The organism is Microcystis sp., from assembly GCF_048564745.1.
Lineage (GTDB): Bacteria > Cyanobacteriota > Cyanobacteriia > Cyanobacteriales > Microcystaceae > Microcystis > Microcystis ichthyoblabe_A.
The window spans coordinates 1-11,450 of record NZ_JBLZRT010000147.1; the positions used below are offsets into that span (position 1 = coordinate 1).

At 41.0% G+C, this 11,450-nt stretch carries 11 protein-coding genes; 5 read left to right on the forward strand and 6 right to left on the reverse strand.

Features of this window, described 5'->3' with window-relative positions; all coding sequences use genetic code 11:
- On the forward strand, nucleotides 1-202 hold a 202-nt coding region (locus ACOCD9_RS15810; protein WP_419547929.1), incomplete at its 5' end, for a hypothetical protein.
- 168 nt (nucleotides 203-370) lie between these two features.
- On the opposite strand, the gene ACOCD9_RS15815 is transcribed toward ACOCD9_RS15810, so the two are convergent.
- Complete coding sequence (locus ACOCD9_RS15815) at nucleotides 371-1,672, reverse strand: hypothetical protein (protein ID WP_419547930.1); 1,302 nt, start codon at nucleotides 1,670-1,672, stop codon at nucleotides 371-373.
- A 198-nt stretch (nucleotides 1,673-1,870) separates the two neighbouring features.
- Here ACOCD9_RS15815 and ACOCD9_RS15820 point away from each other — a divergent pair, with 198 nt between their 5' ends.
- Nucleotides 1,871-2,299: a hypothetical protein gene (locus ACOCD9_RS15820; protein WP_002798813.1), complete on the forward strand. Its 429-nt coding sequence runs from the start codon at nucleotides 1,871-1,873 to the stop codon at nucleotides 2,297-2,299.
- Between the two features lie 83 nt (nucleotides 2,300-2,382).
- Here the strand turns inward: ACOCD9_RS15820 and ACOCD9_RS15825 are convergent, their stop codons facing one another.
- The 5 genes from ACOCD9_RS15825 to ACOCD9_RS15845 all read right to left on the reverse strand — a co-directional run bounded on the left by ACOCD9_RS15825 (nucleotide 2,383) and on the right by ACOCD9_RS15845 (nucleotide 7,520).
- A complete protein-coding gene (locus ACOCD9_RS15825; protein ID WP_287702102.1) occupies nucleotides 2,383-2,940 on the reverse strand; it encodes a hypothetical protein in 558 nt (185 codons plus the stop codon).
- Complete coding sequence (locus ACOCD9_RS15830; RefSeq protein ID WP_287702104.1) at nucleotides 2,940-4,328, reverse strand: AAA family ATPase; 1,389 nt, start codon at nucleotides 4,326-4,328, stop codon at nucleotides 2,940-2,942. Before ACOCD9_RS15830 ends, ACOCD9_RS15825 begins: the two co-directional genes overlap by 1 nt.
- Nucleotides 4,329-4,432: 104 nt before the next feature.
- A complete protein-coding gene (locus ACOCD9_RS15835) occupies nucleotides 4,433-5,017 on the reverse strand; it encodes a pseudouridine synthase (RefSeq protein ID WP_052276706.1) in 585 nt (194 codons plus the stop codon).
- Between the two features lie 136 nt (nucleotides 5,018-5,153).
- Nucleotides 5,154-5,942, reverse strand: a complete 789-nt coding sequence (locus tag ACOCD9_RS15840) for an ABC transporter permease (RefSeq protein WP_190381585.1) — start codon at nucleotides 5,940-5,942, stop codon at nucleotides 5,154-5,156.
- 270 nt (nucleotides 5,943-6,212) lie between these two features.
- Nucleotides 6,213-7,520, reverse strand: a complete 1,308-nt coding sequence (locus ACOCD9_RS15845; RefSeq protein WP_287702109.1) for a hemolysin family protein — start codon at nucleotides 7,518-7,520, stop codon at nucleotides 6,213-6,215.
- Nucleotides 7,521-7,787: 267 nt separating this feature from the next.
- On the opposite strand from ACOCD9_RS15845, the gene ACOCD9_RS15850 reads away from it, so the two are divergent.
- The 3 genes from ACOCD9_RS15850 to ACOCD9_RS15860 all read left to right on the forward strand — a co-directional run bounded on the left by ACOCD9_RS15850 (nucleotide 7,788) and on the right by ACOCD9_RS15860 (nucleotide 11,249).
- The gene (locus ACOCD9_RS15850) at nucleotides 7,788-9,272 is read left to right on the forward strand and encodes a glycosyl hydrolase family 57 (protein WP_287702111.1); all 1,485 of its coding nucleotides are present in this window, start codon (nucleotides 7,788-7,790) and stop codon (nucleotides 9,270-9,272) included.
- Nucleotides 9,273-9,613: 341 nt separating this feature from the next.
- Nucleotides 9,614-10,081 carry a cobalamin biosynthesis protein gene (locus ACOCD9_RS15855; RefSeq protein ID WP_287702114.1) on the forward strand — a complete coding sequence of 156 codons (468 nt, stop codon included), beginning with the start codon at nucleotides 9,614-9,616 and terminating at the stop codon, nucleotides 10,079-10,081.
- On the forward strand, nucleotides 10,074-11,249 hold the full coding sequence (locus ACOCD9_RS15860; RefSeq protein ID WP_287702112.1) for a lipid-A-disaccharide synthase-related protein: 1,176 nt from the start codon (nucleotides 10,074-10,076) through the stop codon (nucleotides 11,247-11,249). The genes ACOCD9_RS15855 and ACOCD9_RS15860 overlap by 8 nt, the downstream gene beginning before the upstream one ends.
- Nucleotides 11,250-11,450 lie beyond the last annotated feature (201 nt).

The following is an 11,450-nucleotide window of genomic DNA, read 5'->3' on the forward strand; positions in this document are numbered from 1 at the left end:
GGGAAACTCTCGGCTAAAATTTGGCATTACTTCCGATTTTATCAATCAATCCAAGCTTTTGGGGGGTTCTACCCCCCAAACCCCCCGTTGGGGGCGTGGCGCGGTCACTGAGCGTGTCGAAGTGCCGCCCCCAAACCCCCCGCGCACTAGCTTTTCGGTGGGATGCTTACACGCAGCTGCTAATACATTGGTAATAATTTAAGAGTCACTGATAATTGCTGATTGTCGGTATTTCTGCAAATGTGAGATGCACCGGGCAGAATCTATCTTCAATTGAATTATAACTACTTACTTAAAGAGAATTTTTTCTGGTCGGGGCGAATTGTATTCGCCCTCTTTTTAGTAAACTTGTTGGTGGGGATTTTAGCGATTAATCGGGGGATTCTAAGCGTTTTTGCCATTCTCGATCGATTTTATCCGAGCGCTCGATCTCTTGTTCGAGATAGTCTTGATCCGTAGAATAACTAATATCAGCATCCTTAATCACTTTTTGGTCAGCAAATTGACGAGAGTAGGCCAGTTTTTGCTCTAATTCAGGATTATTTTGTGCAAATAGATCTGCTCTTTTTTCTCGCTGTTGATTGCGTTGATTAACCCGCTCATTTCTCCACTGTAAAAAGAAATAACGACCGAGGGGAATCCCCAAAAAAGCAGCGGCATAACTGAGGAGAAAACCGTAGATACCTGTGACTATCGACCCCAGAGAACCGCTCAAATCGACACTATCACTCTTGAGCAAATATCCTAAAACTAAAGCGAGGATAAAGTTAACCGCCCCTAAACCTAAAGCTAAGATAATTTGACCGCTATCTGCTTCGCTAAACTTCCAGCGTTTTTCCTTTAGATAGGGTGACAATGCTTGTACTTTTCTCTCTTTGGTTGTCACCTGTAGATCGGGAAAATAATAGATAATATCGCCTCGATCGGACACTTGCGGCAACCCATTAAAGCGGGTTAAAACTGGGAGTATATAATCTTCTGTCTCCTCCTGACTGGGGGTAATACTATCGAGATAGGGGGCAATTTGTGGAGCGATAATCGAGCCACGATTATTTTGAATTACCTTACCGATAGTTTGCCAGCGTCTCTCCTCTAAATTAAAATTAGGATCGCCATCGCCAAAAATAAAAGAAAAAACTGCCTCGAGAAAATTCATCTTACTAGGGGGTTTTTCTGCCTTAACTTCCCGATCTCTTCTTTCGTAGTAGTTATTACTAAAATCGGGATAAAAAATCCAGAAAAAGTCCGTGGGAAAGAAGTTAATATTAATGTTGTTATTTCCAGAATTGTTATCCGAGTCACTATCTTTAAACATTGAAGCTATCAGGATCGCCAGAATAGCAAACAAGAGGATTAAAATCGAAATAATTAAAACAATGCCAAAGGAAATGCGAATAACATAAAAAACTACTTGCCAGATTTTACTGGCGAAAGCTTTTAACTGCAATTGCCAATATTTATTCAAAAGAATCGAGCGAAAATTTTCAGGGAAAAGATAGATAATCTCCCCCGTATCTGCTACCTGTAAATGTCCCCCCGCTTCCGCCGCTAAAGCTAATAATCCCTGTTGTGCAGTGTTAATCTCTAAACCCGATTTTGCTGCCACATCACCCACCGTAACCCGATAGCCTAATTTTTCGATCGATTGTAATAGAGACTCTTGGGGATTCATAGAAAATACTGTTCCTGTCGATTATCCTATTTTCTAGTGTAGTTTTGATTTTGTCTTTTTGGCAGCGGATATCTTGATTGACAGGTGCGGCATTTTGGACTCGATCGAGAAAATATCGTTATAATTGTTCCAATAGTCGCAAAAAGCAGGGCTAAACTGTATAAATAGTTACTTTATAAGCAATTATCAGAGGTGAGCATGAATGCGTCGGAACAGGCAAAAGGATTAGAATTAACGGCGAAGATCGCCACACTCGTCAACCTGTTTAAACAACAATTCCCCGATGCAAAGGCAGATCTGAAACCTTGGCGCAACGATCCCCACACAAGGGAGTTAACGGATCCCGACTCGATCGATATCGCTTTCCATTTTCCCGGTTGGAGTCCCAGAATTCAAGGGCGCAGTATTCTGGTACAAATTCGTTTTCATCTCGATAGCGAGGATCAGCATCAGCGTTTGATTGGCTTAGAAATGCAGGCTTTTAACCATCAAGGAACTGCTTGGCGACTATCTACGGTGGAAAACTGGCAATTAGTCGGCAATTATCAACCTTCTGCTAAGGTGGCTGATAAGTTAAAATATTTCAGCCGGCAGGTGTTTGAAGTTTTTAAAAATGAGCATCGATAAGGCTCTTTCGGCACTCTCGGCAAAAGATCGTTATTCGATCGAGATTAAATCGGTCATAATGTCAAGCTATAGGACTAAATTAATTATTGAAAGTGCTTCGCTTGAGCGGAAATTTTTAACATTTTTTCTGGTTGATCGTGAATCTCACTTTTTTGAGAAAGTTTACGGCTGCTCATGCTTGTTTTAGAAATACTGATATTTTTAATACTAACAAAGCGATATTGATAGTCCTGAAGAAAATCGGGTTGATTCCAAAATAAGCGTCCGATTTCACGACAATAGGAGACAAAGCATTCGGCTCCTTTTAATTGTTTAATTATCGATGAATTAGAATCTCTGCTTTTCTTCATTTCCAAACAAAGGATAACTTTTTCAGTAGGGGTATTAGCGATAATTATAAAATCTGCACGCTTACATTCACCTTTATTACCAGTAAAAATTTTGCGGACATCAAAAAACTCATCTAGCTTGATCGCAATAACTTGATCGGGTTCAGGCATTCCACTAATCACAAATGAATAGTTATCTTGATTTTCTATCAGTTTCAGTAAATAACTATCTCGTTTGTACTCTTTTTTATATTCCAACTCTACTATCGCACACTTGCTAATCATTTCTTTGAGGATAGCAATATCAGACATTACTCCTCACCCCAAATAATAGCCGTTTGAATACGATTCATATTTTCGATAGTAGTATCAAAACTGCGTGCTTCGATACCCATTTTGTGATCAATTTTAGCGGGAGTTAAAGTGTTAAATTTGGTTTTTCTTTTTTGTCCTTTTAACATCTTTAAAGCTTTTTCAGCAATATAGACTTTAACTTGATTAGCAGATAATAATTCCTCTTGTCTATAGCCTTCTTCTGCGGCAATTTGTTTCAGGTGTGGTTTATTATGGTTAAGCATAATTAATGTGTTGATTTCTTTGATAATATAATCACTGTGAGTAGTGATAAAAACTTTAATACCAATGTTGATCAGTCGAGCGAAAAGTTTAGCGATACGGCGTTGATTTTCTGGATGGAGATTTAATTCAGGTTCATCTACTATCAACAAATCTCCGATTCGAGCTTCGTGTCTTAAATAAAAGCCAATGTCTAAAAGAGAACGTACAGCACTAGAACTTTCATCCATCGATAGTCTAAGTTTTTTTCCTTTAGGAATGTAATAAAGTTCATCATTGCTAGTAATCATATATTGACCACCAATAATATCGGCAAAATCTTCTAAAATACTGGGATGATTTTCGGCGATAAAGCTAGTTTTTTTGACAATTGTTTCTATTTGTCTAGTAAAATCTACATTTTTTTTGACTGGTAGCGCATAATCCTGAGAAACATTAAATAACAGTTCTCTAGGATTAAAATTGCTATTTTTACTAATTTCTTCCAGTAAACGATTACGAGCAAAATTTAACTCTTTGCGAAAAATTGCCGCTCCTGTCCTTTCTGCACTAGCAATAAATGGCCTGGGAAAAAACTGAGAGAAAATTATATCTTGGATGCTGTCGTAAATTATATCCTCAAGAAAATGCACTGGCAGATTTATTTTTTCTGTTTCTGTTAATAATGTAATGGATAAATAAGGCTCATCTTCAGGTTTGTTAATCGAGATAATTTCCAATGTTGCTGTACTAATTTTCCTTTCATACTTATTTTGAAATTGAATATTGTCAAAATTTAATTCTATCTGAAAATCAACATTTTTAAACCTCTCCTCGTTGGCAGCAAAAACTTCAGGTATTTGTTGAATATATCTTTGACAACCTGTAGTAAGAATAATCTCACACTGTTGAACATACTCCTGTAGATCGAGACTAATTACACCATCAGAAAGTAGTTGATCAACTTTTTCTTTGAGGCTAAATGTTGGCCAAGTTAATAGTCTTCGCCAAGTGTATAAAAAACCGAATAAAGCGTAGGTAGCATAAGTTTTACCTGTATTATTACGACCACAGATAATTGTGAGGTCGCCTAGACTGAATTCTGCCTGTTTTAAAATGCCAAGATTTTTAATTTTAACTTTCATATTTGTCTTTAGGTTTAATATTCAATATTATAGATAATTGTGGGTCATTTGATCAAGTCCCACACTATACATTCAACTTTGGTTATCAAGGTTACTTACATAAATTATAACCTTTCTAAGGCTTTTCTCTCTTTTTCAGTCACTTCTCGCCATTGACCGGGTTGTAATCCTGTTAAGCATAATTTATTGTTTTTGTCAATAGTAATGGCTGTTCTAATTAATCTTAAAGTGGGATAACCAACGGCAGCTGTCATCCTTCTTACCTGACGATTTCTTCCCTCAGTTAAGGTAATTTCTAACCAAGCGGTGGGGACAGATTTTCGATAACGAATCGGTGGCTCTCTGGGGGGTAAATCTGGTTCAAAATCTAGTAAATTAACTATTGCTGGTCGAGTGCGATAATCCTGAATATGAAGACCTTGACGCAATTTTTCTAAAGCGTTTAGGTCTGGAATTCTTTCGACTTGTACCCAATAGGTGCGCGGATGTGCAAATTGACGATGACCCAAACGATGCTGTAATTGACCGTTATCTGTGAGTAATAATAATCCCTCGCTGTCCCTATCTAAACGACCGACAGAATAGATATTTGGGATAGGAATATAATCTTTTAAAGTCGAGCGCCCATTTTCATCAGTAAACTGACATAATACATCGTAGGGTTTATAAAAAAGGATATATTTATTCAAGGGAAAAAGGAGTCAGGAGTCAGGAGATAGGAGATAGGAGCTTTTTGCTTTTATCGGTAAACAGTAAACAGTAATCCGTGAACTGTTCACCGAATACTTAAATCTGATAACTGATAACTGATTACTGATTACTGATTTAATCCCGTTGATGGGAGAATTGATAAGCACCGACAATCGAGAGAAGAATAGCGACAATTAATAAAATAGGAATAGCGAACCAAGGAAATTGATTGATATCGTAGGCTGCGGCTCTTAATCCCAGACTAGCATAGGTGAGGGGCAAGGCATAAACAATAATTTTTAATGCCCAGGGTAAGGTTTGGGGATCGAAAAAAGTTGCTCCTAAAAAAGACATCGGCACGATTAAAAAGTTATTATAGAGACCGACACTTTCGAGGGATTTAACTCGCAATCCGACAATTGCCCCTAAACCGGCAAAGACGGCACAATTTAAGATTAAAACTAATAAAAAGAGGGGATTGAGAAAACTGACAAATTTTCCTGTAAATAAGATAGCGACGAGAATCACTGATGCAGAAGTCATTACACCGCGCAAAATTCCCGCGAAAACTTTGCCTAAAAATAATGAGAGGGGATGGACGGGAAGTAATAATAATTCCTCGAAGGTTTTACTAAATAAGCGATCGCCACAGATAGAAAAGGTGGTTCCCCCGAAACTGATCGCCATTGAGGACAGGGCCACCATTCCGGGTAAAATAAATTCTAGATAGGAATCGCCGATCGAGGGTTTCATGGAGCGATCGAGGGCGCTTCCCAACCCCAACCCGAAACCGATAATATAGATTAGGGGAGAAACTAGACCTGTGGCGGCGATCTGAAGGACTCTCGCCCGTAAATCTAGCCATTCTCCCCAAAATACGGTTAAAGTGTCTGTTAATATCGTCTGAGCTTGAGCTAGTTTCACTGGTATTTTGGTTAATTAGTAAATGTACTTTTAATAATAATTAACAATTGTCCCCTTTTTCAAGAGCGAGCTTTTCGGACTAGAAAAATAATCATCCTAAATCCGTTGAGCATGATGCTACTTAGGGGTTTGTGGCAAAAGTGGCTAATGACTTGGCCGCTCAAGCTTTCAAAAATAGTCGCTTCGGGTGCATCTCATCAGCTGTTAGGTGTTATAGTCATTTCAGATAAGTCTGATACAGGTCTAATTTAATTAGAACCAGCTACTTACTTACAAATCATCCAACAATAGCGTTACTAACACCTTATCGACGCGATTCCCGTCCATATCCACCACTTCCAAGCGCAACCTTTGCCATTCAAAATGATCAGCAGCCCCCGGAATCCTGCCAAGATGAGTAATAATAAAACCACCTAAAGTGTGATAATTGCCCTGTTTTTCCCCGGGTAATTCACTGATTTCAAATAATTCTTTAAAATCTTCGATCGCCACTGTGCCATCGATCAACCAAGAACCATCTTCCCGCTGCACGATCTGAGCATCTTCAATATTATCTAATTGGGGTAAATCGCCGACAATTGCCTCTAAAATATCCTTGCGCGTCACCAATCCTTGAATCACCCCGTACTCATCCACTACCAAGGCAATATGATGACCACTTTGCTGCACCAATTCCAAAACTTTTAAACCCCTAGTGCTTTCCGGCACAAAAAGCGGCTGTTGTAAATCCTTCGTTAGGTCGAAACTTTCACCGTTTAAACAATCCGCTAATAAGTCTGTGACTTCGATTACCCCCAAAACCTCATCTAAACTGCCCTGACACACAGGAAAACGGTTATGATTGCTCTCAATTAGCTTCTGGCGGTTAATTTCGGCGCTATCTTCCAAATCTAGCCAAATAATATCTGGGCGCGTGGTCATAATCTGGCTTACTCTGCGATCGCCCAATCCTAACACCCTTTCCACCATATCCTGTTCTGCTTCCTCAAAGGTTCCCGCTTCGGTTCCCTGTTTAAGCATAATTTTCAATTCTTCTTCCGTAATTGGGGAATCATTGTTATTAGTATTAATCCCCAACAAACCGAGAATCAGATTAGTCGATTGACTCAAAAGATGGACAACGGGCGAAACAATTTTCGATAGCTTATCGAGAGGATCAGCAACGAGGATAGCGATTTTTTCGGGATTACTTAAACCTAACCGTTTCGGCACTAATTCCCCCACCACCAGGGATAGATAGGTAATAATTAACACCACTAATCCTAATCCCAAAGCTTGACTGTAGGGGGCTAAAACAGGAACTTGCGCCAATAATTGCGCCACACTGACCGATAAATTAGCTCCTCCGTAGGCCCCGGCAAAGATACCCACGAGGGTAATGCCAATCTGCACCGTCGATAAAATTTGATTGGGATCATTGGCCAATTTTAAGGCCACCGCCGCCCGTCGATCATCTCTGGCTAATTGTTCTAAACGGACTTTGCGCGCCGAGACAATGGCAATTTCCGAGAGGGCAAAGACTCCATTGAGGAGGATCAGGAAGAGGATAACAAGAATTTCGGTAGTCGCCGAGAACATGGTTAAAAGTTACAGGTAAAAGGGCGGATAGTTGTTTGTATCATAGTGCGAGGATCGGTTAAGTTCAGTAAAGAATCATCTTGATTTTTAACGAGTTACGAAGGCTTGTGTCTGGAGGGGGTTACTCCCAGTATAAATGGGATAGGATCAAGTCCGCGCTCTTAGCTCAGTTAGCAGTGAACAGTCAAGAGTGACCTGTTGCCAGTAAAAAAAGTTGTCCCTGGGAGAGTGGGGACAAACTATCTCAATCTATTCGCCTGAAAAATTATGATCGCTACACCCGTATCATCGAAATCGAACCCTATCACGGAAATACGCCCCGGACTACCAACTATTTGCGGTTGGGAACAGGAAATCGCAGCGATTGTCAATCACCATGATCCGATCTTTTTACCGACAACAAATCTCAAATTAGACAATATTAACGCTGGTTTTGCCTGTGCCTTGCATATGCACCAACCCACCATCCCCGCAGGTGTTAACGGGGAATTAATCTGCAATCTCCAGCATATGTTCGAGCATCAAGGGGATGGCGATAACCATAATGCCAGCGTTTTTGCCTGGTGTTACAGTCGCATGGGCGATTTTATCCCAGAATTGGTGGCGGAAGGCTGTAATCCCCGGATTATGCTCGATTATTCCGGCAATCTCCTCTGGGGTTTGGTACAGATGGGACGGCAGGATATCCTCGATAAACTCAAATTAATCACCTGTAACAGTCAATATCAACCCTATGTGGAATGGTTGGGGACGATGTGGAGTCATGCGGTGGCCCCTTCCACACCGATTCCCGATCTAAAATTACAGATGCAAGCGTGGCAAACCTATTTTGCCTCGATTTTTGGCCCGGATGCCCTGAAACGAGTCAAAGGGTTCTCTCCCCCAGAAATGCACCTTCCTAACCATCCCGATACCCTCTACGAGTATATTAAAGCTCTGAAAGAATGCGGCTATCGTTGGTTATTGGTACAGGAACACTCGGTGGAAAATCTCGACGGTTCGGGATTGAGTCAGGAACAAAAATATATTCCTAATCGCTTGGTGGCCCGCAATTCTCGCGGTGAAGTGATTGCCATTACTGCTTTGATTAAAACCCAGGGTTCCGACACCAAATTAGTCGCCCAAATGCAACCCTACCACGAGGCTAAATGCCGCGGTAAACAGCAAATCGGCGGCGTTTGGGTTCCTTCCCTAGGTTCCCAGATTGCCGACGGTGAAAATGGTGGCGTGATGATGAATGAATTTCCTCGCGATTTTCCCAATCCTTGGCGAGAAATGCAGGGGGGTTCCAGTGTGGCAGGATTTAACGGCACGGAATATCTGGAGTTAATCGAGGCTGCTGGCGTTAATCCCCAAGATTATCCCCCAATTCAAGCCGTACACCAGCATAAAATCTGGCAGCGAGTTAATCCGGATGCCGCTACCCCGGAAGCAGTGGAACAGGCGATCGCTGAGTTAAAACAGACCGACCACCGTTTTAGCATGGATGGGGCATCTTGGACAAATGATCTCAGTTGGGTGCGCGGTTACGAAAATGTCCTCGAACCGATGAACCAATTAAGCGCTCAATTCCACGAAAAATATGATCCTTTAGTACAGGCGGATCCTAGTTTTACCCGACGACCGGATTATCTGGAGGCACTGCTTTATAATTTGCTCGTGCAAACCAGTTGTTTCCGTTATTGGGGCCAGGGTACTTGGACCGATTACGCCCGCACTTTGTACGAAAGAGGCGCGGCCTTAACCCGCTAAGATAGTAAGGTATCTAGGGCGCAGATTCTGCGCCTTATTCGTACAGGTGTATTAGAATAAATCCTGTTTAAAAGGTATCGGGGAGCGGCGAGAAACAATCCATCTTCTTTACATTAATTTACGAACCCTCTCTTATACTAAATCCGTTGAGTAACGCACAGAAAACGGGTTTCTCGGAGAAACCCGTTTTCTACTCATGCACTCATGCAAAACGGAGAATAAATAATCAGTTTTTAATAACTGGATTTAGTATTAAATGTTTTTTAGCTAACTAAACAGCCCCAAGGTGATTCTCCCCGTTGGCAACCCTAATCCCGCAACAATTAGAGGCAACACCGATGATGACTGGCGCTTCCCCTGCTTTCCACTCACCCGCCGATTCTTCCGGGGCAAAAGTGCAGTGCCATGGACGAGTATTATGGCTAGGCATAGGTTGCATCCGTGGGACGGAGAAAGCGGTCATAGATAGGGCAATTAGGGCTGTTTTTCAGCGTTATCACCTCTCTTTAGCCGCTATTGCTGGTATCGCCACCCTTGACATCAAAGCTGATGAACGGGGTTTAATTGCCTACTGTCAGGAGAAAGGATTGCCCCTAAAAACTTTTACTGCCGAGGAGTTGAGAGATATTAATGTCCCCAATCCCTCAGCCATTGTCAACAAGCAAGGGGGAACCCCTAGCGTCGCTGAGGCTGCCGCTTTAAAAATGGGCGAGATTTTGCTAGTTAGCAAGCAAATAGAAGCAAAATCGGTGACGGTGGCGGTTTCTTTGGCAGCAAGGGAATATAGAGGATACCAAATCGATGCTTAAACAGGTTTTATTTCTTAGTAATGGTCATGGCGAGGATTTAAATGCTAGTTTAATTGTGCGGGAATTACAAAAAATTCAGCCCCAATTATCTATAGCTGCTTTGCCTTTAGTGGGAGAGGGAAAAGCTTATCAAAAATTGCCAGTACCAATCATTGCCCCCACTGCCACTATGCCATCGGGGGGAATTATTTATACTAATCCCTTTAATTGGATTAAAGATATTGGAGCGGGATTAATTGGTCTAACTATTAAACAAATTCAGGCAGCTTTTAAAGTTAGTAAGAATTGTGATTTATTGATAGCAGTGGGGGATATAGTGCCGATTGCGATCGCTCGTTTAACTGGTCGTCCTTTTGTGGCTTTTATTGTTTCTACTTCCAGTTATTACGAAGGTACAATTAAATTACCTTTACTGACAAAATTATGTTTAAGATCGAAGAATTGCTTGAGGGTTTTTACCAGGGATAAATATACAGCAACAGATTTACAAAATCGGGGTATTAAAAAAGCGATTTTTGCTGGCTATCCGATTATGGATGTCTTAACACCAACGGGTAAAGATTTAGAATTAGATAGTCAAATTCCCATGATTGCTTTATTAGCGGGGAGTCGTTTACCCGAAGCTTTGAGTAATTTAGCTTTACAGTTACAAGTCTGTGAGGAAATAGTTAAAATTAAACCGATGCAGTTTCGGGCTGCTATCATTCCTAGCATCGGAGAAACCGACTTAGAAAATTTGGCTAAACAAGAGGGATGGCATTATTTAGGAGCGGGAAAATTAGAGAAAAATGGGGCTAAGGTGTGCTGTTATCGTGATGCTTTTGCCGATATTCTACACTATTGTGACGCTTGTTTAGCCATGGCGGGGACAGCAGTAGAACAAGCGGTAGGATTAGGAAAACCCGTCCTACAAATACCCGGATTTGGTCCCCAATTTACCTACCCTTTTGCTGAGGCACAAATGCGCTTATTAGGGGAATCGGTGATAACTATTGGAAAGAAACCCACGGAGGTAAATTTATTTAAAAATGCCGCGGTTAAAATTATCGATATTTTGGCAGATTCTCGTTATTTACACAGATGTTTAGAGAATGGCAAAATTAGAGTGGGAGAGTCTGGAGGTAGCAGGAAGATTGCCGAGGAAATTTATATAAACTTAGGGTGTTAAGTAGCTGGTTGTAATTAAATTAAAAATGGATTTTAGGTTTGATCCCCCCTGCCCCCCTTGATCTATCCATTAGTCACATCTTTCTTAACATAAAATTTGACAAAAAGAGAAAAGTGTGCAAGATGGCTCAAGGGGGTTCTATGGGGGGACTAATTTGATGAGATAGTTTCCAAGTCTGGCTGATATCATGTAACCTTCGCA

Excerpts from the sequence above, each read along its gene's own strand:
- ACOCD9_RS15830 (WP_287702104.1), bottom strand. The coding sequence starts at position 4,328 with ATGAAAGTTAAAATTAAAAATCTTGGCATTTTAAAACAGGCAGAATTC.
- ACOCD9_RS15845 (WP_287702109.1), bottom strand. The coding sequence starts at position 7,520 with ATGTTCTCGGCGACTACCGAAATTCTTGTTATCCTCTTCCTGATCCTC.
- ACOCD9_RS15855 (WP_287702114.1), top strand. The coding sequence starts at position 9,614 with ATGACTGGCGCTTCCCCTGCTTTCCACTCACCCGCCGATTCTTCCGGG.
- ACOCD9_RS15815 (WP_419547930.1), bottom strand. The coding sequence starts at position 1,672 with ATGAATCCCCAAGAGTCTCTATTACAATCGATCGAAAAATTAGGCTAT.
- ACOCD9_RS15860 (WP_287702112.1), top strand. The coding sequence starts at position 10,074 with ATGCTTAAACAGGTTTTATTTCTTAGTAATGGTCATGGCGAGGATTTA.
- ACOCD9_RS15820 (WP_002798813.1), top strand. The coding sequence starts at position 1,871 with ATGAATGCGTCGGAACAGGCAAAAGGATTAGAATTAACGGCGAAGATC.
- ACOCD9_RS15850 (WP_287702111.1), top strand. The coding sequence starts at position 7,788 with ATGATCGCTACACCCGTATCATCGAAATCGAACCCTATCACGGAAATA.
- ACOCD9_RS15825 (WP_287702102.1), bottom strand. The coding sequence starts at position 2,940 with ATGTCTGATATTGCTATCCTCAAAGAAATGATTAGCAAGTGTGCGATA.